General features: G+C 67.9%; 24 protein-coding genes. 12 read left to right on the top strand and 12 right to left on the bottom strand.

Annotated elements, in window-relative coordinates; genetic code table 11:
- The first annotated feature begins 76 nt into the window (after nt 1–76).
- Nucleotides 77–640, top strand: a complete 564-nt coding sequence (locus C2868_RS05545; RefSeq protein ID WP_100810992.1) for an ABATE domain-containing protein — start codon at nt 77–79, stop codon at nt 638–640.
- On the opposite strand, the gene C2868_RS05540 is transcribed toward C2868_RS05545, so the two are convergent.
- A complete protein-coding gene (locus C2868_RS05540; protein WP_103663032.1) occupies nt 597–1,499 on the bottom strand; it encodes an alpha/beta fold hydrolase in 903 nt (300 codons plus the stop codon). The two genes, C2868_RS05545 and C2868_RS05540, sit on opposite strands and share 44 nt — an antisense overlap.
- A gap of 70 nt (nt 1,500–1,569) precedes the next feature.
- Here C2868_RS05540 and C2868_RS05535 point away from each other — a divergent pair, with 70 nt between their 5' ends.
- Complete coding sequence (locus C2868_RS05535; protein WP_100810994.1) at nt 1,570–2,316, top strand: 3'-5' exonuclease; 747 nt, start codon at nt 1,570–1,572, stop codon at nt 2,314–2,316.
- Nucleotides 2,317–2,349: 33 nt separating this feature from the next.
- Here C2868_RS05535 and C2868_RS05530 read toward each other — a convergent pair whose 3' ends face one another.
- The gene (locus tag C2868_RS05530; protein ID WP_374935761.1) at nt 2,350–3,162 is read right to left on the bottom strand and encodes a class I SAM-dependent methyltransferase; all 813 of its coding nucleotides are present in this window, start codon (nt 3,160–3,162) and stop codon (nt 2,350–2,352) included.
- A 16-nt stretch (nt 3,163–3,178) separates the two neighbouring features.
- Between C2868_RS05530 and C2868_RS17220 the strand changes: the two genes are divergently transcribed.
- Entirely contained in the window at nt 3,179–3,766 is a 588-nt protein-coding gene (locus C2868_RS17220) for a hypothetical protein (protein ID WP_258034411.1), read from the top strand.
- Here the strand turns inward: C2868_RS17220 and C2868_RS05525 are convergent.
- The 3 genes from C2868_RS05525 to glgA form a co-directional block, all read right to left on the bottom strand.
- The gene (locus C2868_RS05525; protein WP_100810996.1) at nt 3,685–3,933 is read right to left on the bottom strand and encodes a type B 50S ribosomal protein L31; all 249 of its coding nucleotides are present in this window, start codon (nt 3,931–3,933) and stop codon (nt 3,685–3,687) included. The genes C2868_RS17220 and C2868_RS05525 overlap by 82 nt on opposite strands.
- Nucleotides 3,934–4,036: 103 nt before the next feature.
- Complete coding sequence (locus C2868_RS05520) at nt 4,037–4,822, bottom strand: ABC transporter ATP-binding protein (RefSeq protein WP_100810997.1); 786 nt, start codon at nt 4,820–4,822, stop codon at nt 4,037–4,039.
- Nucleotides 4,823–4,895: 73 nt separating this feature from the next.
- Nucleotides 4,896–6,083: a glycogen synthase gene (gene glgA / locus C2868_RS05515; RefSeq protein WP_100810998.1), complete on the bottom strand. Its 1,188-nt coding sequence runs from the start codon at nt 6,081–6,083 to the stop codon at nt 4,896–4,898.
- A gap of 46 nt (nt 6,084–6,129) precedes the next feature.
- On the opposite strand from glgA, the gene glgC reads away from it, so the two are divergent.
- The 3 genes from glgC (at nt 6,130) to C2868_RS05500 (ending at nt 8,855) form a co-directional block, all read left to right on the top strand.
- Nucleotides 6,130–7,374 carry a glucose-1-phosphate adenylyltransferase gene (glgC, locus tag C2868_RS05510; RefSeq protein WP_103663031.1) on the top strand — a complete coding sequence of 415 codons (1,245 nt, stop codon included), beginning with the start codon at nt 6,130–6,132 and terminating at the stop codon, nt 7,372–7,374.
- Between the two features lie 93 nt (nt 7,375–7,467).
- Nucleotides 7,468–8,112: a phosphoserine phosphatase SerB gene (gene serB / locus C2868_RS05505; protein WP_181003349.1), complete on the top strand. Its 645-nt coding sequence runs from the start codon at nt 7,468–7,470 to the stop codon at nt 8,110–8,112.
- A 47-nt stretch (nt 8,113–8,159) separates the two neighbouring features.
- Complete coding sequence (locus C2868_RS05500) at nt 8,160–8,855, top strand: alpha/beta fold hydrolase (RefSeq protein ID WP_100811000.1); 696 nt, start codon at nt 8,160–8,162, stop codon at nt 8,853–8,855.
- Nucleotides 8,856–8,876: 21 nt separating this feature from the next.
- Here the strand turns inward: C2868_RS05500 and fabG are convergent, their stop codons facing one another.
- On the bottom strand, nt 8,877–9,587 hold the full coding sequence (gene fabG, locus C2868_RS05495; RefSeq protein WP_100811001.1) for a beta-ketoacyl-ACP reductase: 711 nt from the start codon (nt 9,585–9,587) through the stop codon (nt 8,877–8,879).
- A gap of 110 nt (nt 9,588–9,697) precedes the next feature.
- Between fabG and C2868_RS05490 the strand changes: the two genes are divergently transcribed.
- From C2868_RS05490 to C2868_RS05475, 4 genes are read left to right on the top strand one after another with little or no spacing between them, the layout of a single operon-like run.
- Nucleotides 9,698–10,132 carry a DUF4190 domain-containing protein gene (locus C2868_RS05490; RefSeq protein WP_100811002.1) on the top strand — a complete coding sequence of 145 codons (435 nt, stop codon included), beginning with the start codon at nt 9,698–9,700 and terminating at the stop codon, nt 10,130–10,132.
- Between the two features lie 41 nt (nt 10,133–10,173).
- On the top strand, nt 10,174–10,539 hold the full coding sequence (locus tag C2868_RS05485; RefSeq protein WP_100811003.1) for a DUF3099 domain-containing protein: 366 nt from the start codon (nt 10,174–10,176) through the stop codon (nt 10,537–10,539).
- 5 nt (nt 10,540–10,544) lie between these two features.
- Nucleotides 10,545–10,802, top strand: coding sequence for a hypothetical protein (locus C2868_RS05480; protein ID WP_100811368.1), 258 nt, complete (start codon nt 10,545–10,547; stop codon nt 10,800–10,802).
- A gap of 17 nt (nt 10,803–10,819) precedes the next feature.
- Nucleotides 10,820–11,692, top strand: coding sequence for an SURF1 family protein (locus C2868_RS05475; protein ID WP_258034402.1), 873 nt, complete (start codon nt 10,820–10,822; stop codon nt 11,690–11,692).
- A 3-nt stretch (nt 11,693–11,695) separates the two neighbouring features.
- Here C2868_RS05475 and C2868_RS05470 read toward each other — a convergent pair whose 3' ends face one another.
- Entirely contained in the window at nt 11,696–13,294 is a 1,599-nt protein-coding gene (locus C2868_RS05470; RefSeq protein ID WP_100811005.1) for an ABC-F family ATP-binding cassette domain-containing protein, read from the bottom strand.
- A 191-nt stretch (nt 13,295–13,485) separates the two neighbouring features.
- On the opposite strand from C2868_RS05470, the gene C2868_RS05465 reads away from it, so the two are divergent.
- Complete coding sequence (locus C2868_RS05465; RefSeq protein WP_100811006.1) at nt 13,486–14,124, top strand: biotin transporter BioY; 639 nt, start codon at nt 13,486–13,488, stop codon at nt 14,122–14,124.
- Between the two features lie 162 nt (nt 14,125–14,286).
- The gene (locus C2868_RS05460; RefSeq protein ID WP_157813918.1) at nt 14,287–15,570 is read left to right on the top strand and encodes an HNH endonuclease signature motif containing protein; all 1,284 of its coding nucleotides are present in this window, start codon (nt 14,287–14,289) and stop codon (nt 15,568–15,570) included.
- Between the two features lie 59 nt (nt 15,571–15,629).
- Here the strand turns inward: C2868_RS05460 and C2868_RS17380 are convergent, their stop codons facing one another.
- The 5 genes from C2868_RS17380 to sufC all read right to left on the bottom strand — a co-directional run bounded on the left by C2868_RS17380 (nt 15,630) and on the right by sufC (nt 19,627).
- Complete coding sequence (locus tag C2868_RS17380; protein WP_181003348.1) at nt 15,630–15,800, bottom strand: hypothetical protein; 171 nt, start codon at nt 15,798–15,800, stop codon at nt 15,630–15,632.
- 78 nt (nt 15,801–15,878) lie between these two features.
- Nucleotides 15,879–17,291 carry an MFS transporter gene (locus tag C2868_RS05455; protein ID WP_100811008.1) on the bottom strand — a complete coding sequence of 471 codons (1,413 nt, stop codon included), beginning with the start codon at nt 17,289–17,291 and terminating at the stop codon, nt 15,879–15,881.
- Nucleotides 17,288–18,448: a MalY/PatB family protein gene (locus C2868_RS05450; RefSeq protein WP_100811009.1), complete on the bottom strand. Its 1,161-nt coding sequence runs from the start codon at nt 18,446–18,448 to the stop codon at nt 17,288–17,290. The genes C2868_RS05455 and C2868_RS05450 overlap by 4 nt, the downstream gene beginning before the upstream one ends.
- Nucleotides 18,449–18,505: 57 nt before the next feature.
- Entirely contained in the window at nt 18,506–18,835 is a 330-nt protein-coding gene (locus C2868_RS05445) for a metal-sulfur cluster assembly factor (protein WP_036295934.1), read from the bottom strand.
- Nucleotides 18,836–18,844: 9 nt separating this feature from the next.
- On the bottom strand, nt 18,845–19,627 hold the full coding sequence (gene sufC, locus C2868_RS05440) for a Fe-S cluster assembly ATPase SufC (protein WP_100811010.1): 783 nt from the start codon (nt 19,625–19,627) through the stop codon (nt 18,845–18,847).
- Between the last annotated feature and the right edge of the window lie 14 nt (nt 19,628–19,641).

Here is a 19,641-nt window from a genome sequence, read left to right as displayed (position 1 = left end):
AGTGTCAGGAGTGAACCTGCCATACACTTATGACGAGGTTGACTGATGTTCTCAGACAATACCGTCAGGAGTCAACATGGTTTTCATCCATGACACCCGATCCGCTCTCCTCGCCACCGTGGACCTGGTGAACACCCACCCGAGCACATCGAGCGAGGGCGCGGACGCCCTGACCACGGTGGCCGACCTCGACGACTTCCTTCGTGTGCACCCGTACACCGGGAGCATTCGCCACGACGAGGGCGAGCTGGAAGAGATGCGCGACATCCGCGGTCGGCTGCGCGCGCTGTGGGACGTCGATCGAGCGGGCGCCGTTCCCCTCGTCAACGCCATGCTGCACGATGGCGGCGCACTCCCCCGGCTCGTCATCCACGACGACTACGACTGGCACGTGCACGCGACGTCCGACGACGCGCCGCTCGCGACCCGGATCCTGGTCGAGGCGGCCATGGCCTTCGTCGACGTCATCCGTTCGGACGAGTACGCGCGTGTTCGCCTCTGCGACGCGGATGACTGCCGATCGGTCTACATCGACATGTCGCGCAACGGCTCGAAGCGCTACTGCGACACCGGCAACTGCGGCAACCGCATGAACGTCATCGCGTATCGGAAGCGTCAGGCCGAGCGACAAAGCGCCTGATCGCCTCGGCCGCCACGGCCGGGGTTTCGTAGTGGATCAGGTGTCCGACGTCCGGGATCTCGACGAGCTCGGCATCGGGAAACCGCTTCGCGAGGCGCCGCTCGGCCTCGATCGGCGTGATGTCGTCGCGCTGGGCCGCGATGAGCAGCGTGGGCTGCGCGATGCGCTCGGCGAACTCCGACACATCGTGCGAGACCGAGGTCACGAACGCGTCGCGCAGCATGTCGCGGTCCGCGAACCGCGAGAAGTACGTGTCGTGCTGATCGTGGATGAACGCCCGCAGCACCGGATCCCTCGTCTTCGCCATCGAGATGCTCATGACGCGCACGATGGCCTTGTTGCGCAACAGCGCGTCGCCGAGTCGCTCCGGCAGACGAGCGCCGGCCCAGTAGTAGAAGATCGCGAGGCGCGTCAGCACGCCACGCGGGCCCTCGAGGGCCGGGGCGCCGATCGGATTGACGAGGATGACCCGGGGCGCGGGCATCCCCTCGGCGACGGCCGCCGAGACGACGATCGAACCGAAGGAGTGGCCGAGGATGATGGCGCCCGGAGCGACCGCAGCGACGAAGCCGCGCAACCACCCGACATAGGCGTCGAGGTCGTGCGTCAGTCCCGGAAGCGCCGGCGTTTCGCCGAAGCCGGGCAGGTCGGGCGAGATCACGCGAATGCCCGGCAGGTGCGCGACGACGGGCTCGAGACCGTGGTGCTCGCCACGGAAACCGTGCACCGCGATCACGCTGGTGTCGGCGTCCGCCGGGCCGTACTCCCAGTACGCGGTGACGCCGCCGCCCACGGGCACCTCGCGTCGCACGACGGGGGTCGCGGCGAGGAGTTCGGCGTACGGCTGCGGGGCGGTCACCCTGCGAGTCTACGGATGCCCCGCGGTGCGCCTGGCGCGCGATGTCGGCGCTGGGCCATAGCGTGTTGACATGTCGCAGGTCCTTCCCGAGCCGCTCTTCGGCGACGACTTCTTCGCACCAGAGGTTCCCCGCTGGTCGAACACGCTCGGCGTGTTCGACCTCGAGACGACGGGCGTGGATGTCGAGACCGACCGCATCGTCACCGCCCACGTCGGCGTGCTGGACGCCAGCGGCACCGTCACGCGGCAGCGGTCGTGGATAGCGGATCCCGGAATCGAGATCCCCGAGGGCGCGACCGCCGTGCACGGCATCACGACCGCTTTCGCCCGGGCGAACGGCCTGCCCTCTGAGCAGGTCGTGGCCGAGATCGTCACCGAACTCCGCGCGATCTTCGCCGCCGGTATCCCCGTCGTGGCGTACAACGCGCCGTACGACTTCTCCCTGCTCAAGTACGAGGCCCTGCGCAACGGCATCGAACCGATCCTGGCACCATCGCCCGTGATCGACCCCCTCGTCGTCGACAAGACGTTCGATCGCTACCGGCGCGGCAAGCGCACCCTCGATGCGGTCGCCGCGCACTACGACGTGCTCCTCGAGGCCGCGCACACGGCGGCGGATGACGCCATCGCTGCGGGGCGCGTCGCGCAGGCCATTGCCGCCCGCTACGCCGATCGCCTGCCGCGCACCGAAGACGAACTGCACACGCGCCAGATCTCCTGGGCGCGCGCTCAGGCCGAGAGCCTGACCGAGTACTTCATCAAGGTCGGTCGGCTGGATTCGACCGAGACCCTCGACGGCGCCTGGCCCATCCGCTGACGACGCGGCTTGCGTGGCGGCTCTCAGCCGGCGTCACCGCACGCGGCAGATGATCTCACCATGCGGCACCGAGAACCACCCGTCCTCATCCGATGCCCATTCGCGCCATGCGTCTCTCAGGCTCCGCAGATCCTCCTGGGTCGCGCGTCCTGACGTCGTGATCTGCTGAGCGATCGCCGAGTCGACCATGCGGTCCGCCCACATCCCTCCCCACCACGCGCGCGAGACCGGGTCGGCGTAGCACCAGGTACTCGACGTCGCAACGACATCCCGCAGTCCGGCGGCGTGGGCCCACGACAGAAGGCGGCGCCCGGCGTCCGGTTCACCGCCGTTCGCAAAGGCGATGGATCGGTAGAGATCCAGCCACGTGTTCAGACGTGCGATCCGCGGCCACCAGGTGAACCCGCCGTAGTCGCTGTCGCGCACCGCGACGATCCCGCCCGGCCGCGTGACGCGGGCCATCTCGCGAAGCGCCTGCACAGGGTCGGCGACATGCTGCAGCACTTGATGCGCGTGGGTCACGTCGAAGGTCGCGTCGTCGAACGGAAGCGCATGAATATCAGCGACCCGCAATTCGATGTTCGTCACGCCTCGTGCCGCGACGGTCGAACGTGTCAGCTCCAATCCCTCGGACCCGATCTCCGTCGCGGTGACCTCGGCGACGATCCCCGCGAGATCCACCGTGATCGTCCCCGCGCCCGCGCCGACGTCGAGCAGACGATCCGTGGGCTTCGCGCTCGCTCGAGCACTCCGGCTCACCCCTGACGCCACACAGCATCTCTGCCGCCTGCGCGATGCGAATCCTGCCGACGGTCCCGTTCCGGAGTGAGACGAAGCTCTCCCCAGCGGGCGAACGGCGGCGATCGTCGAGGCCGTGAGACCCAACCCCGCGTACATCTTGGACCGCTTCAGCAACATGATCGCGGCGAACCCCGAAGGGCTCGCTCTCTTCGAAGGCTTCGCCGATCTCGCCCCGAGAGAGCGGAACACCTGTCGGTACCTCATGCTGGACCCCCGAGCCCGTGCCGTCTTCGGCGAATGGGAAGAGATCGCGCGCGGCGCCGTGGCTCACCTTCGCGCAGCGAACGCCGGCACGCTCGAGGACCCGGCCCTGCAGGCCCTCGTCTCGGAGCTGAGCGATGCGAGCCCGGAGTTCCTCGACTGGTGGGGCGAGCACATCGTCGAACGACGTCGCGCCGCGAACACACACCTTCGCGCTGCGGATGGCGGCACGACCGTTCGTCGCTACGAGGTATTGCACCTGCCCGAAGACGGGTTGCGAATGACCCTGTGGCTCCCCCGCGGGGTGATGACCACGACGCGAAAGGCCCCGCCGAAGCGGGGCCTTTCGTCGGTAAGGATCTCGGCTTACTTGCCGAAGCCCTTGAAGCGCTGGTTGAACTTCTCGACGCGTCCGGCCGAGTCCATGATGCGCTGCTTGCCCGTGTAGAACGGGTGCGAAGCGGAGGAGATCTCGACGTCGATGACCGGGTACTCGACGCCGTCGAGTTCGATCCTCTTGTCGCTCGTAACGGTCGAGCGGGTCAGGAAGGTCTCGCCCGATGCGAGGTCGCGGAAGACGACGGCCTGGTAGTCGGGGTGGATAGCAGTCTTCATGGGGTGTTCCTTGCGGCGATTGCGGAAGAAGAAGTCTCTGGTGCGCCGATCCTGCGCTGGCACCAAGGACCGATCTTATCAGAGTTGGTCTGAGCCGGCGGCATCAGCCCGCGGCGCGGGCCGTATACCGACCTTCCTCGAAACGGAGGGTGATCGGCAGACCGAAAGTCTCGGTGAGGTTCTCGGCCGTGAGAGCCTCTTCCAGCGGGCCGGCGGCGACGGCCGAGCCATCCCGCATCAACAGGACGTGGGTGAATCCGACCGGAATCTCTTCGACGTGGTGGGTCACCATGACCATGGCGGGCGTGGTCGGTGCCTGAGCGTAGCCACCGAGCAGGGTGAGCAACTCTTCGCGGGCGCCGAGATCGAGGCTCGCGGTCGGCTCGTCGAGCAGCAGCAGCTCGGGATCGGTCATCACGGCCCGGGCGATCTGCACCCGCTTCTGCTCGCCATCCGAGAGCGTTCCGAACGTGCGGTCGGCCAGGTGATCGAGGTCCCACTCGGCGAGCACGCGCAGGGCGCGGCGCTCGTCGATGTCTTCGTAGTCTTCGCGCCAGCGGCCCATCACGGCGAAAGCGGCGGTCATCACCGCGTCGATCACGCGCTCGTCGGCGGGCATCCGACGGGCCATCGCCGAGGATGCGAATCCGATGCGCGGGCGGAGCTCGAAGACATCCGTCCGCCCGAGGCGCTCCCCCAGCACGTGGACCTCACCGCTGGTGGGGTACATCACGGTGTCGGCGAGCTGCAACAGAGTCGTCTTGCCGGCGCCGTTGGGGCCGAGAACCACCCAACGCTGGTCGTCGTCGACGCTCCAGTTCAGGTGATCGACGATGTCGCGACCGTCTCTGCGTACGACTACATCATGGAACTGCAGGACCCCGGCCATGGCCCCAGCCTATCGGGCCAGCCGCGCACTGTCGGGCAGCGACAACCGGCCCGGCGGCGATACCCGGGACCATCTACCCGGCGATGACGCGCGTGTAGAGGTCATGCGTCTCGGCGGCGATCCGATCCCAGCTGAAGGATGCCGCAGCCCGTTCGCGACCCGCTCGCCCGTAGTCGGCGGCGCGCGCCCGATCGCTGACGACCTCGGTCAGCACGTCGGCGAGATCGCGTACGAAGCGATCGGGGTCGACGGGAGTGCCCGAGCCGTCCTGCACCTGTTCGATCGGCACCAGGCGACCGGTGACGCCGTCCTCGACGACCTCGGGGATACCACCCGTCGCGGTTCCGACGACCGCCGCACCGCAAGCCATTGCCTCGAGGTTGACGATCCCGAGCGGTTCGTACACCGATGGGCATACGAACGTCGTCGCAGCGCTCAGCAGAGCACGAAGCTCACGCCGCGACAGCGTGCGATCGATCCAGACGACGCCACCGCGTTCCTGCTGCAGACCCCGCACGGCCGACTCGACCTCGGCCAGGATCTCAGGCGTGTCGGGCGCACCCGCACACAGCACCAACTGGACCTCAGGCGGGAGCAGCGCGGCAGCACGCAGCAGGTAAGGCAGACCCTTCTGACGCGTGATCCGCCCCACGAAGACGACCGAGGGGCGGCCGGGATCGAGGCCCAGGCTGCATGCGAGATCGGGGTCATCGAGCGGCGCCCACTCGTCGACGTCTATGCCGTTGTAGATGACGTGCACCTTCGCCGGGTCGAGCGCCGGATAGCTCCGCAGGATGTCGGCACGCATACCCCCGCTGACCGCGATCACCGCGGCGGCGGACTCGTAGGCCGTCTTCTCGATCCAGCTGGACACGGCATACCCACCGCCGAGCTGTTCGGCCTTCCACGGACGGAGCGGCTCGAGGCTGTGGGCCGAGACGATGTGCGGAATGCCGTGCAGCAGCGACGCGGTATGGCCGGCGAAGTTGGCGTACCACGTGTGGGAGTGCACGACGTCCGCGCCCGCAACATCCCCGACGATCGCGAGATCGACTCCCATCGTCTGAATGGCAGGGTTCGCCGAGGCCAGTTCACCCGGCACGGAATATGACGTCGTGCCCGGTTCGTCGCGCTCGGCGCCGAAGGCGCGAACGCGCACATCCATGCGCGTTCGAAGGGCTCGAACGAGCTCCGTGACATGCACCCCGGCACCCCCGTATACCTCGGGCGGATATTCCTTGGTGACGATGTCGACGCGCATGCGTGCAACGCTAGTCGCCGCAGGAAGTCGGGCATAGTCTGTCGGCATGGCTACACCGCCGAAGGTATTCGGAATCATCCTCGCGGGCGGCGAGGGCAAGCGATTGATGCCCTTGACGGCGGATCGCGCGAAGCCCGCCGTGCCCTTCGGAGGGCAGTATCGACTGATCGACTTCGCGATCTCGAATCTCGTGAACTCGGGACTGCGCCAACTCGTCGTCTTGACGCAGTACAAGTCGCACAGCCTGGACCGCCACATCTCGCAGACCTGGCGGATGTCGCCGATGCTCGACTCGTACGTGACCTCCGTTCCCGCACAGCAGCGCCTGGGCAAACGGTGGTTCTCGGGGTCGGCCGACGCCATCCTGCAGAGCCTCAACCTCATCAACGACGAGAAGCCCGACATCGTCTTCGTGATCGGCGCCGATCACGTGTACCGGATGGATTTCCGTCAGATGCTCGACGCGCACATCGAGTCCGGCGCCCGGGCGACGGTCGCCGGAATCCGCCAGCCGATCGCGCTCGCCAACCAGTTCGGTGTCATCGACGTCGACAAGGCCGACCCGACGCGCATCCGGGACTTCCTCGAGAAGCCCCAGAACCCCGAGGGTCTCTCCGACGCGCCCCACGAGGTGCTCGCCTCGATGGGCAACTACATCTTCGACGCGGATGCCCTGATCGAGGCCGTCGAGGCGGATGGCGAGCTGACGACGTCGAACCACGACATGGGCGGCGACATCGTGCCCTACTTCGTGGGCCGCGGCGAGGCCGGCGTCTACGACATGAAGCGCAACGACGTGCCCGGCTCGACCGATCGCGACCGCGCCTACTGGCGGGACGTCGGGACGATCGATTCGTTCTTCGACGCGCACATGGATCTGATCTCGACGCTGCCGATCTTCAACCTCTACAACACGGACTGGCCGATCCACTCGCAGACGGTCAATTCCCCGCCGGCGAAGTTCGTACGCGACTCGGTCGGACGCATCGGCAACGCGATCGACTCCATCGTGTCGCTCGGTTCCGTGCTCTCGGGCACTCACCTCGAGCGGAGCGTCGTCGGACCCTGGGCACTCGCGGGCGGTGGCTCGACGATCACCGACTCGGTGCTCTTCGACTACGTCCGCGTGGGTTCGGGCGCACGCATCCATCGCGCGATCCTCGACAAGAACGTCGAGCTCGCCCCCGGCGCCACCGTCGGGGTGGATCGCGAGCGGGACCTTGCGCGCGGGTTCACGGTGACCGATTCGGGATTGACGGTCGTCGGCAAGAACGTCCGCGTCGACGCGTGATCTGGGATGCCCGTGACCGGCACCCGCTCGACCGGGCCCGCGCCCGACCTCGCGCTGCCGAGCGGTGCGCGCTGGCCGCGCTAACCTCGTGAGGTGAGTTCAGACGTCACCCGCCTGCTCGTCGTCCTGGACGCCGATTCCACGCTGATCCGCAACGAGGTCATCGAATTGCTCGCCGACGAGGCGGGCCGCGGGCCCGAGGTCGCCGCCGCAACCGAAGCAGCGATGCGGGGCGAGGTGGACTTCGCCGAGAGCCTGCGGTCGCGTGTCCATGCGCTGGCTGGGGTGCCGGTTTCGGCGTTCTCCCGCGTGATCTCGCGTATCGAACCGACTCCCGGCGTACGCGAGCTGATCGAGACCGTACACGCCCTCGGCGGCCTGGTGGGCGTCGTGTCGGGTGGCTTCCACGAGATCCTCGACACCGTGGCGCCTGCCCTGGGCGTCGACATGTGGCGCGCCAATCGCCTCGTGCAGGCGGATGACATGCTGACCGGCACGATCGATGGACCCATCGTCGACGGCGCGGCGAAGGCGGCCGGTCTACGCGAGTGGGCCGCCGAACACCAGGTGCCGCTCACGCGCACGGTCGCCATCGGCGACGGCGCCAACGACCTGGCGATGCTCGCCACCGCCGGGCTGGGGCTGGCCTTCAACGCCAAGCCCGCGGTCCGCGCCGCGGCGCCGCTGGTGATCGGGCGCGTCGACCTGCGCGAGGTCATTCCCCTCCTGCCGCGATAGGCGGAACCTGCTCGCGCCGTGCCGGCACCACGGCGTAGCGTCGCGGCATGGACATCATCCTCGTACCCGGTCTCTGGCTCGATGCGTCCTCCTGGGACGACGTCGTTCCCGCCCTGCGTGAGGCTGGCCACCGAACCCACGCGCTCACCATGCCCGGCACCGGGTCCCCCGGAACCGAATCCGCCGACATCGGCATCGCCGACTGGGTCGCGGCGGTCGTCGCCCGGATCGACGCGCTACCCGGAGAAGTCGTGCTCGTCGGTCACAGCGGCGGAGGCAACGTCGCCTACGGCGCTCTCGACGCCCGACCGGATCGCGTCGCGCACCTCGTGCTCGTCGACACCGTACCGCCACCGGATGGCTCGATCATCTCGGAGTTCGAGGTGGTGGATGGTGTCATCCCCTTCCCCGGATGGGACACCTTCGACGAACCCGATGTCGCCGACATCGACGAGGCCACGCGGCAGGTCTGGGCCGCACGTGCCCTGCCGGTGCCGCGGGGCGTGCCGATGGATCCGATCCATCTGCACGATCCTCGCCGCCGCGCGCGGCCGATGACCGTGCTGAGCGGCGCGAACGACGAGGCCACCCTGCGCGCGATGCTCGAGCAATGGCCGGAGTGGGGCGCCGAATTCAACGCGATCGAGGACGTGCGCGTCGTCCACCTCGGCACCGGGCACTGGCCGCAGGTGACGCAGCCGGCTGCTCTGGGTCAGGCGATCCTCGACTCCATCACACGCTGATCGCGTCGACCGAACCGAGCGTCAGTGGCCCATCCCGAGACCACCGTCGACGGGAATGACCGCACCCGAGATGTAGGCCGCATCGTCGGAGGCGAGCCAGGCGACGACACCGGCGACCTCGTCGGGGGTGGCGAAGCGGCCCGCCGGGATGCTGCGTTTGTACTCGGCCTGCGTCTCATCGGGAAGCGCCGCCGTCATGTCGGTTTCGATGAACCCCGGGGCGACGACATTCGCGGTGATTCCCCGGCCGCCGAGTTCGCGCGTGAGCGAGCGGGCGAAACCGACGAGTCCGCTCTTCGACGAGGCGTAGTTGACCTGCCCGGCAGATCCATAGAGTCCGACGACGCTCGAGATCAGGATGACCCGACCCCAGCGCGCGCGCAGCATGCCCTTCGACGCCCGCTTGACGACACGGAACGCGCCGCCCAGGTTCGTCGAGACGACCGAGTCGAAATCGTCCTCCGACATCCGCATGAGCAGCGTGTCCTTGGTGATGCCCGCGTTCGCCACAACCACCTCGACGGGACCGAGCTGTGCCTCCACCTCCGTGAACGCGGCATCCACCGAGGCCGCGTCGGTGACGTCGGCGCGAACCGTGAGAGTCCCTTCCGGCCCCTCGCCCGATCGGGCCGTCACAGCGACGCGATGGCCTTCGGCGACGAATCGCTCGGCTATGGCGCGACCGATTCCGCGGTTTCCGCCGGTGACGAGGACGACACGTTCGGTGGTCATGGCACTCCTGAGGGTCGGGATGAGACCGCTCCACCCTACCCACCGCTCGTCGCGTTGACATGCGGGCGGCACCGCTGAGAGTCTGAGCACTACCGACGAGAGGCTTTCCCATGACTTCCACCCCGCCCGCAGGCGAACCCGGCAACTATCCCCCCGCGCCCCCCGCGTCGCAGGGCTACCCGCCCGCACCCCCGGTCTCGCAGGGGTACCCGGCCGCTCCCCCGGCCGGCGGATACCCGGCCGCCCCGGGTTATGGTGCGTACCCGCCCGCCGCGAAGACCAACACGCTCGCGATCGTCTCTCTCGTGAGCGCAATCGTCGGGTTCGTCCTGATTCCGTTCATCGCGTCGATCGTCGCGGTGATCACCGGTCACATGTCGCTCAACCAGCTCAAGCAGTCCGGAGAGCAGGGACGCGGCCTCGCGCTCGCGGGCACGATCATCGGCTGGGTCGGCATCGGACTTACGGTCCTGAGCGTCATCGCGCTGCTGGCGTTCCTGCCGTTCTTCCTGACGGCGATCGAGTACTCCTCCAGCGTGTCCTGAACGGGCATGGCACGCTTTCAGCGGCGTACGCTGGAAGCACCGTGAAGAAACCCGCCGCGTCCCTGTCCTCGACCTCTCTGCCGCGCGCTCCGCGCGACGAGGCGGCCGCACGGGTGCGGCGGTACATGTGGACGATGGCGATCCGCATCTCGTGCTTCGTGCTCATGGCCGTCGTCACCCCCTACGGCTGGTACACGTGGGTCTTCGCCGCGGGCGCGATCTTCCTGCCGTACATCGCCGTGATCGTTGCGAACGTCGGCTTCGACACGAGCCCACGGGCGGAACCCGTGCAGCGGATGCTGCCGGCTCCGGTTCCCCCCGCCGCCGCGGCCGGATCCGCGCCCGCCGAAACGACACCGGGCGTGATCCGTCTCACCGAAACTCCTCGTCCCGAGGACACGAACTGATGTCGATGCTGGGCGGTGGGCTCGAGCCCGGCTCTGATCCCTGCTCGCGCGCCGGTTGCCGAACCGAAGCCTCGTGGCAGGTCATCTGGCGCAACCCGCGCATCCACGCGCCCGACCGCCGCAAGATCTGGCTCGCATGCGACGAGCACGCCGAATACCTGCGCGACTATCTGGCCGCGCGCGACTTCCCCGTCGAGCTCTCCCCGTTCCCCGCGGATGCAGAGCACGCGCCAAGCTCGCCCGTTTCCATCGAGGGCCCGTGATGGCACAGAACCGCAGCATGCAGAACCTGCCTCGCGCGGGCCGCTGGGCCATCTATGTCGCTCTCGCGGTCGTTTTCGCGATCGCGTGCGCATTCCTGTCGAACTGGCAGTTCTCGCGCAATCAAGAGCGCTCCGCCGATCTGGCGCTGATCGAGTCCAACTACGACGCCGAGCCGGTGCCGGTGGCATCCGTGCTCTCCGGCACGACCGAGTTCGACCCCGGCACCGAGTGGTTGCCGGTCCTGCTCCAGGGACGGTACCTGCCCGACGAGCAGCTCCTCGCGCGAAACCGACCGCACGGCGGGACGAGCGCGTTCGAGGTGCTGACGCCATTGCGGCTCGAGGACGGACGCATCTTCATCGTGAACCGGGGCTGGGTTCCGCCGGCTTCCGACAGCTCGGATCCCGCGGTCGTGCCCGCACCCCCGTCCGGTGAGGTCAGCGTGACCGTGCGTCTGCGTCCGGGCGAGCCGACGCCTGCGTCCGGTCGTGGTGCGCCGGAGGGGCAGGTGCCCGTGATCGACCTCCCCGCGATCGCCGAGCAGACCGGGGGCGAGACGATTACCGCCGCCTACGGTCTGATGATCTCCGAGGACCCCGCACCGGCCGAACGGCCGACGCCACTCACTTCGCCGACCGAGGATCCCGGGCCTTACCTGTCGTACGCGATCCAGTGGATCCTCTTCGCCATCATGGGCTTCATCTTCATCGGGTATGTGATCAAGACCGAGATCGCGCAGCGTCGCGAAGACCGCGCGGATATCGCGCGTGAGGATGCGGAACCGGATGCATCCGCTCCCCCGTCGCCCCGGACCCCGCGCGCTCCCGCCCGGCGACGCGACGCCGATTCCGATGCCGAGGACGCGATTCTCGACTCGGCCTCGCGCTGAGCGTCAGGCGAGCGAGACGAGGTCCGCGTATTCGCGGTTCCAGATGTCCTCGACCCCGTCGGGCAGGATCAGCACACGTTCGGGGTTGAGCGCCTCGACCGCTCCCTCGTCGTGCGACACGAGCACGACCGCGCCCTCGTAGTGCGAGAGGGCGCCGAGGATCTCTTCGCGCGAGGCGGGATCGAGGTTGTTCGTGGGCTCATCGAGCAGCAGCATGTTCGCGGATGAGACGACGAGCGTCGCGAGAGACAGGCGTGTCTTCTCACCACCCGACAGCACCCCCGCGGGCTTCAACACGTCGTCACCGGTGAAGAGGAAGGATCCGAGCACCTTGCGCGCCTCGGTCGCGGTGATGTCGGGCGCCGCCGACATCATGTTCTCGAGCACCGAACGGTTCACGTCGAGATTCTCGTGCTCCTGGGCGTAGTAGCCGATCTTCAGCCCGTGGCCGGGCTCCAGCTGTCCCGTGTCGGGCTTGTCGACACCCGCGAGAATTCGCAGCAGCGTGGTCTTGCCCGCGCCGTTGAAGCCGAGGATGACGACCTTGGACCCTCTGTCGATGGCCAGATCGACATCCGTGAAGATCTCGAGCGAACCGTACGACTTGGAGAGCCCGGATGCCATGAGCGGCGTCTTGCCGCACGGCGCGGGTTTCGGGAAGCGGAGTTTCGCGACGCGCTCGACCTGACGGACCTCGTCGAGGCCGGACAGCATCTTCTCGGCACGGGCGACCATCTGATGCGCAGCCGCGGCCTTGGAGGCCTTCGCACCGAAGCGCGCGGCCTGGAGCTGCAGGGCCGTCGCCTTCTTCTCGACGTTGACGCGCTCCTTCTTGCGGCGCTCTTCGTCGGCCACCCGCTGGCGCAGGTAGTTCTTCCAGTTCATGTTGTAGACGTCGATGACCTGGCGGTTCGCGTCCAGGTAGAAGACTCGGTTGACGGTCTCGCCCACGAGCTCGACGTCGTGGCTGATCACGATCAGCCCGCCCTTGTAGTTCTTGAGGAACTCGCGCAACCACACCACGCTGTCGGCGTCGAGGTGGTTCGTCGGCTCGTCGAGGATCATCGATTCGGCATCCGAGAACAGGATGCGCGCGAGCTCGATGCGGCGACGCTGACCGCCTGACAGGGTGCGCAGCGGCTGGTCGAGAATCCGGTCCGGCAGCGAGAGATTGTGCGAGATCGTCGCGGCTTCGGCCTCGGCCGTGTAGCCACCGAGAGCCTCGAAACGTTCGGTGAGCTGGCCGTACGTCTTCATCGCTCGGGCCGAGACATCCGGATCCTCGTCCGCCATCGCGAGCGTGGCTTCGTGCATGCCGATCGCGAGCGTGCCGAGGCCGCGGGCATCGAGGATGCGGGTGCGGGCGAGCATGTCGGGATCACCCGAGCGCGGGTCCTGCGGCAGATACCCGAGTTCGCCCGTCGACTCGACGCGTCCGTCCGCGGGCGGGAGATCGCCCGCGAGAACCTTGGTCAGCGTCGTCTTGCCCGCCCCGTTACGTCCCACGAGCCCGACTTTGTCGCCCGGAGAGACGCGGAAGGTGACGCCCGACATGAGGATTCGGGCGCCCACGCGGATCTCGAGATCGTGCACGGCGAGCACAGCGGATGTCCGTTCCGTCGGTGGGGTGGGTACAAAGGGGGCAGAGGTGCCAGCCCCCTAGTATAAGTCGGGAGCGCGCACCCATCGCGATCGAGCACCACCGCCCAGACGACGAGAGTCACTGTCGCCCCGACGCGCCGTCGTCCTGTCGTTCCGTTGCACCCTGTCGTTCCGTTGCATAAGGAGTCCTCATGACCGCCGTCGCCCCCGCCGCTGGATCTCGCCGCGTCCTCGCCGACATCATCTCCCGTCCCTCGACCCGTGCGCGGGCATTCACGATGGACGCGGCCCTGGTATTGGCCGGCGTCGCCGTCGTCGCGCTGCTCGCGAAGGTGTCGTTCTACATCGGCCCGGTGCCGATAACGGGCCAGACGCTCGGAGTCATCCTGGTGGGCGCCGCCCTGGGCGCCCGGCGCGGTGCCGTGAGCTTGACGTCGTACATGCTGCTCGGCCTCGCGGGCCTGCCGATCTTCGCCGGGCCGATCGCGGGTCCCGCCTACGTGCTGGCTCCCTCGTTCGGGTTCATCGTCGGCTTCATCCCGGCGGCATTCGTCGCGGGATGGTTCGCTCAGCGCGCGTGGGACCGTCGTCCGGTCCTCGCATTCGTGGGATTCGTGGCGGCGAGCATCATCCCGTTCCTGATCGGTGTGCCGTACATGGCACTCATCCTGGCGACCGTCCTCGGTGCCGACGTGTCCGTCGGTTCGATCATGGGCGCGGGAGTGCTGCCGTTCATCGTGCCCGGCCTGATCAAGGCGGCCTTCGCCGCGCTGCTGGTTCCCGCCGCGTGGATGCTCGTGCGCGCCGCGGATCGTCGCACGCGCGGCTGACGGCCCGTCCTCGCTGCCGGGCCACCGTGTGCTCCGAGTGTTCGGAGACACGGCCGGGCGTGTCTGAGCATGTGAAGACTCTCATCTTTCGCGCTCGGTTTTGGCGTGATTTCGGTGCTTTTCGGGCGTTGGATGTCGGTGGTCGTCCGTAGAGTTTCGAACATGCATTCGAACATACGTGTCGCGTCCGGTGACGATGTCGATGTTGCCGCGCGTGATCTCGCGGTGCGGTTCGCAGAGGCGTCGCGGGCGGTGGCGCGGGCGCAGGCCGCGCAGGCGCGGGTGTTGGCGGATGCGGCCGGCCTCGGGATGCGCCGTGTTGCCGAGCTGGTGTCGGTCTCGTCGCGTGAGGCGGAGTTGCCGGTGCGGGCGTTGGCGGCGGAGTTGGGTGTCGCGGCGAACATGTCCGACCGGACGGTGCAACGCCGCATGAACGACGCCGCGACCCTTGCCGAGGCGTTTCCCGCGACGTTCGACGCGTGGGACGAAGGCCGTATCGGTGCGGGGCATGTTGCGGTGATCATGGAACACGGACTGCCGCTCACGGATGCCGAAGCGCGGGCCGTGTTCGAGCGCGAGGCGTTGGTCCGGGCGGAGGGAACCACGCCCGGCCGTTTGGGGTCTGCGTTGGCGCGGCTCGCGGAATCGTTGCAGCCGAGGACGTTGACGGAGCGTCACCGGGAGGCGCGTGCGTCGCGGGGTGCGTGTGTGCGGGACCTCGGGGACGGGATGGCGGAGTTCAGCACCATCCAACCCGCCGTGCTGGCGCATGCGATGCACGACCGGATCACACAACAAGCGCGGGCGATCAAGAACGCCGACCCGACCGACGCCCGGACCCTGGATCAGATCCGTGCGGACCTCGTCGCGGACATGCTGCTCACCACCACACCGACCGTCGAAACCGGGCCCGGGATGTCGGACGGGTTCGGTGGGCTGGGGGCGATCCGGGGGATCGTGAACGTCACCGTCCCCGCCCTCGCTCTGGCCGGGGTGACCGATGAACCCGCCGAGCTCGCCGGGCGGTGCCCGATCGACCCCGCCACCGCCCGCCAGCTCGCGGGACACGCGACGGGGTGGGAACGGGTCCTCGCCGACCCGATCACCGGATGCGTTCTCGCCGTCGACCGATACACACCGTCGGCGGACATGAAACGGTTCCTGCGCGCACGGGATCGGCACTGCCGGTTCCCCGGGTGCCGGCAACCCGCACACCGATGCGACCGCGACCACACCCACGACTACGCATTGGGTGGCCCCACGGATGCCTGCAACCTCGCCTGCCTCTGCAAGAGACACCACACCCTGAAAGGCGAAACAGGCTGGACCGTCCGACAACTCGGCGGCGGAATCCTCGAATGGACCTCCCCGGGCGGCCACGTCTACATCGACAAACCACCACCCGCCGTCCACTTCACCCCCAACACCGACCCACCACCCTTCTGAGAAGGGGATGTTCGACCGCGGACCCGTCCCGGCCCGAAGTTCCGTGTCGGCGCCACGTCCTAGCAGTCCGCGAGACGAAGCGCCCTCTCTGTGAAGTAACCGACCTCGCCGGTTGCGTCTTCGACCCCGATGACGAATTGGCCGGAAGGGGTAGCCCGAACATCGACGACTGTGCCGCGTCCCCGGGTGGTGAGCACGTCGGCTCCTGGCGTGCGAATCGTCTTGCTCATGCTCCGATTATTCGGGTTTCCAACGACCGACCGCCTCCCCCCTGAGACGGATACGAGCCGGAACTCGCGCGCACCCCGTTACCGGACGGGAGAGCCGACGGGGAGCGAGTCCTCGCCGGTTGTATCACGCGCGTCGAGACGCAACCCGGGAACCAGCGCGAACACCGCGATCCCCGCCGCCAACGCGAAGACCGCGGGAAACTCCCATCCCGTGCCCGACAGTCCGGTGAACACGAGTCCCATCACGGCGATGGTGACGGCAGCGCCCGTCGAATCCGATATCGACAGCGCCGACGAATTGAAGCCCTGGTTCCCCGGACTCGAGTAAGCCAGCGTGAGCACTGTGAGCCGCGAATAGACCAGACCGACCCCCGCACCCGATAACGTCCATCCGGCGATCAAGATGGCGGGGTGCGCGAACGTCACGGCGCAGACCGCAGCGGTGACCGTCGCGACCGTCAGCAGCGCGCTACCGATGAGCACGATTCGGCGATTTCCGATGCGATCACCGAAGCGCCCCTGGATATCGGCGCTGATAGCCCATGCGAGAGCGGCCGTCGTGAGCCCGAGCCCTGCCCACGTGGGCGAGAACCCGTAGCGGTCGATCATCAGATACGGCACATAGATCTCGGCGCCGAAGAGCGCCCCGGCGATCAGGCCGCGGAGCAGAATCACGCTGGGCAGGCCGCGTCCCGCACGAAGCGTCCGGGGCGGCAGAAGCGGACGTGCCGCGAAACCGATCGCCACGGCGGCGGCGATGGCGACGAACGGACTCGCGACCCCGAACCCGCCCGACATACCGAGCAGCAGCACTGATGCCGCAACCAGCAGCGCAAGACCGAGCCGCCGCAGGAAGCCGATGCGTGTCGGCTGCAGCGTTCGCAGATCCAGCGCATGCAGACGGAGGGCGACGGCCGTGAAGGCGAGGACCGTCAAGATCGCGACACCGAAGAAGACCCAGCGCCAGTGCAGGTGCTCGGTCACGGCGCCGGCCAACAGCGGCCCGACCAGCGAGGGCACGACCCATGCTGCCGCGAACGCGGCGAACACCCGGCCGTGAATGGCAGGCGGGTAGATGCGGGCGACCACGACATAGAGCGCGACCGTCTGTCCCCCGGTTCCGAGTCCCTGCAGCAGACGCCCGACCACGAGCGTCTGCATGTTCGGCGCCACGCCCGCCACGATCAGGCCGATCAGAAACAGAGCGATAGAGGCGTAGAGGGCGGGTTTGGGCCCCGAACGATCCGACCACGCCCCGGTCACGACCATCCCGATCACCCCGGTCGCGAGAGTCCCCGCGAACGCCAAGGCGTACAGCGAGTCGCCGGACAGGTCGTCACTGATGATCGGCATGACCGTCGTCATCGCGAGCGACTGGGTCGCCGCGAGGAAGATGAGCGCAACGGCGCCGAGGGTGACCCAGACGAGACGGGGATGCCAGATCGAAGTCGGCTCTGCAGCGACCGGCGGGGTGGGGACCGCGCCGCTCACCTCTCGATCAGAGCTCCGATCCTCTGGAGGGCCTCGGTGAGCACCGCGGGTGAGCAGCCGATGTTGATGCGCACGCGCCCTGCACCCTCCGCGCCGAACGCCCGTCCATAATGCAGGGCGACCTTCGCGTCACGCAGGATCTTCACACCGGGATTCTCGCCCCACCCGAGCTCTGACAGGTCGACCCAGGCCAGATATCCGGCGGCCGGCATGTCATAGCGCGCGCCGGGCACGTACTCCCCCAGCAGCGCGGCGAGCAAGCGCCGGTTCTGGTCGATCGCCGCGAGCAGGCTATCCAACCAGGCATCGCTCTCGGGCTGGAATGCCGCCACGCCCGCGAGTGCCCCGAATAGACCCGTACGCCACTCGACCTCCTCCGGGAGTCCCCGAACGACGTCGAATCGCCGCGGATCGGTGGCAATCATGAGTGCGCATTTCAGCCCGGCGAGGTTGAACGCCTTGCTCGCGCTCGTCACCGCATAACCGACGCGGGCGGCGGCATCGGATGCGTCCAGGAACGGCGTGAAACCGATGCCCGGCTGGGTGAGCGGGGCGTGGATCTCATCGCTCACGACGATGGCTCCGGCCGCCTCGGCGATCTCGGCGAGGCGCGCGAGCGCTTCCCTCGAGTGGACTGTGCCAGTCGGGTTGTGCGGATTGCAGAGCAACACGGCCCGCGCCCCGTCGCGTAGTGCCGCCTCGATCCCGGCCAGGTCCAGCTCGAACCCCCCGTCGCGCTGCAGCAGCGGAACACGCTCGACCTCGCCACCGGCCTCGGGAATCGCCTCATAGAAAGGCGGGTACACCGGCGGTGTTACGATGACCCGGTCACCGGGCGAGATCGAGCGGCGCAGGATCTCGACGACACCCATGATCACGTCACCGGTCGAGCGAATAGCGTCGGGCGATACATCCCATCCGAATCTACGTGCGGCAAAGGCGGCGTACGCCTCGCGGATCCCCGAAGCCGGTGACGTGTACCCCGTGTCGCCCAGCTCCACCGCCCGCGAAAGCACCGCGGTGATTGCGGGAGCGAGCGCATAGTCCGTCTCGGCGACGAACATCGGCAGAACGTCGGCCGGGTAGCGGCGCCACTTGACGCTCGAACGCTCGCGCAACCGATCGAGGGGAAGCGCTTCGAGGGGCACGACGGTCACCCTGAGAGCCTACCGACCGCGGCGCGGCGCGCCGTCAGGCGGCCGAGCGAGGTACGGCTAGATCGAGAACCCGAGGGCGCGCATCATGTCGCGTCCGTCGTCGGTGATCTTCTCGGGACCCCAGGGCGGCATCCACACCCAGTTGATCCGGAAGCGCTCGACCACATCGTCCAGGGCCTGCGCCGTCTGCTCTTCGAGCACATCGGTCAGCGGGCATCCGGCGCTCGTGAGCGTCATGTGGATCACCAGGGCGTCGTTCTCGTCGTCCCAGCCGAGGTCGTAGATCAGGCCGAGGTCGACCACATTGATCCCGAGTTCGGGATCCATGACGTCCTTGAGCGCCTCGGAGACCTCGTCGTACTTCTCGGGAGCGAGCGTCGCGGTCATGGATATATCCTAAGCGCCCGCGGGTGCGGCGGGCTCGGAAGCGGTGTCCAGGAACCGGTCATAACCCTCGTTCTCGAGGCGGTCCGCGAGCTCGGGACCCCCCTCTTCGACGATGCGACCGGCGACCATCACGTGCACGAAGTCCGGCGCGATGTAGCGGAGGATGCGCGTGTAGTGCGTGATCAGCAGGACGCCGAGATCAGTCTCGGCCTTGGCGCGGTTGACACCCTCCGACACGATCTTGAGCGCGTCGACGTCGAGGCCCGAGTCGGTCTCGTCGAGCACCGCGATGCGGGGCTTCAGGAGCTCGAGCTGCAGGATCTCGTGACGCTTCTTCTCGCCGCCCGAGAAGCCCTCGTTGACGTTGCGCTCGGCGAACTTCGGGTCCATGCGCAGGTTCTTCATCGAGACGCGGATGTCCTTGACCCAGTTGCGGATCGAGGGCGCCTCGCCGTCGATCGCGGTCTTGGCGGTGCGCAGGAAGTTGCTGACGGTGACCCCGGGGATCTCGACCGGGTACTGCATCGCGAGGAACAGCCCCGCCCGCGCCCGCTCGTCAACGGACATCGCGAGGACGTCCTCGCCATCGAGCGTGATCGAACCCGAGGTGACGGTGTACTTCGGATGTCCGGCGATCGTGTACGCCAGGGTCGATTTTCCTGAGCCGTTGGGGCCCATGATCGCGTGGGTCTCGCCCGTGCGGATGGTGAGGGTGACGCCGTTCAGGATGGGCGTGACGCCGGCATCCGTTTCGACGGTGACGTGCAGGTCGCGAACTTCGAGGACAGACATGTGAAGGGGTTCCT

This window comes from Microbacterium sp. CJ77, assembly GCF_002911615.1.
Lineage (GTDB): Bacteria > Actinomycetota > Actinomycetes > Actinomycetales > Microbacteriaceae > Microbacterium.
This window is presented reverse-complemented; position numbering and strand designations above follow the sequence as displayed.

Excerpts from the sequence above, each read along its gene's own strand:
- C2868_RS05445 (WP_036295934.1), bottom strand. The coding sequence starts at position 18,835 with ATGACCGCGACGCTCGCTCCCGAGAAGTACGACGAGGTCTCCGAGGCG.
- C2868_RS05525 (WP_100810996.1), bottom strand. The coding sequence starts at position 3,933 with ATGAAGACTGCTATCCACCCCGACTACCAGGCCGTCGTCTTCCGCGAC.
- sufC (WP_100811010.1), bottom strand. The coding sequence starts at position 19,627 with ATGTCTGTCCTCGAAGTTCGCGACCTGCACGTCACCGTCGAAACGGAT.
- C2868_RS05490 (WP_100811002.1), top strand. The coding sequence starts at position 9,698 with ATGACTTCCACCCCGCCCGCAGGCGAACCCGGCAACTATCCCCCCGCG.
- C2868_RS05520 (WP_100810997.1), bottom strand. The coding sequence starts at position 4,822 with ATGGCCGGGGTCCTGCAGTTCCATGATGTAGTCGTACGCAGAGACGGT.
- C2868_RS17380 (WP_181003348.1), bottom strand. The coding sequence starts at position 15,800 with ATGAGCAAGACGATTCGCACGCCAGGAGCCGACGTGCTCACCACCCGG.
- C2868_RS05460 (WP_157813918.1), top strand. The coding sequence starts at position 14,287 with ATGCATTCGAACATACGTGTCGCGTCCGGTGACGATGTCGATGTTGCC.
- fabG (WP_100811001.1), bottom strand. The coding sequence starts at position 9,587 with ATGACCACCGAACGTGTCGTCCTCGTCACCGGCGGAAACCGCGGAATC.
- C2868_RS05475 (WP_258034402.1), top strand. The coding sequence starts at position 10,820 with ATGCAGAACCTGCCTCGCGCGGGCCGCTGGGCCATCTATGTCGCTCTC.
- C2868_RS05535 (WP_100810994.1), top strand. The coding sequence starts at position 1,570 with ATGTCGCAGGTCCTTCCCGAGCCGCTCTTCGGCGACGACTTCTTCGCA.
- C2868_RS05545 (WP_100810992.1), top strand. The coding sequence starts at position 77 with ATGGTTTTCATCCATGACACCCGATCCGCTCTCCTCGCCACCGTGGAC.
- glgC (WP_103663031.1), top strand. The coding sequence starts at position 6,130 with ATGGCTACACCGCCGAAGGTATTCGGAATCATCCTCGCGGGCGGCGAG.
- glgA (WP_100810998.1), bottom strand. The coding sequence starts at position 6,083 with ATGCGCGTCGACATCGTCACCAAGGAATATCCGCCCGAGGTATACGGG.
- C2868_RS05480 (WP_100811368.1), top strand. The coding sequence starts at position 10,545 with ATGCTGGGCGGTGGGCTCGAGCCCGGCTCTGATCCCTGCTCGCGCGCC.
- C2868_RS05500 (WP_100811000.1), top strand. The coding sequence starts at position 8,160 with ATGGACATCATCCTCGTACCCGGTCTCTGGCTCGATGCGTCCTCCTGG.
- C2868_RS05465 (WP_100811006.1), top strand. The coding sequence starts at position 13,486 with ATGACCGCCGTCGCCCCCGCCGCTGGATCTCGCCGCGTCCTCGCCGAC.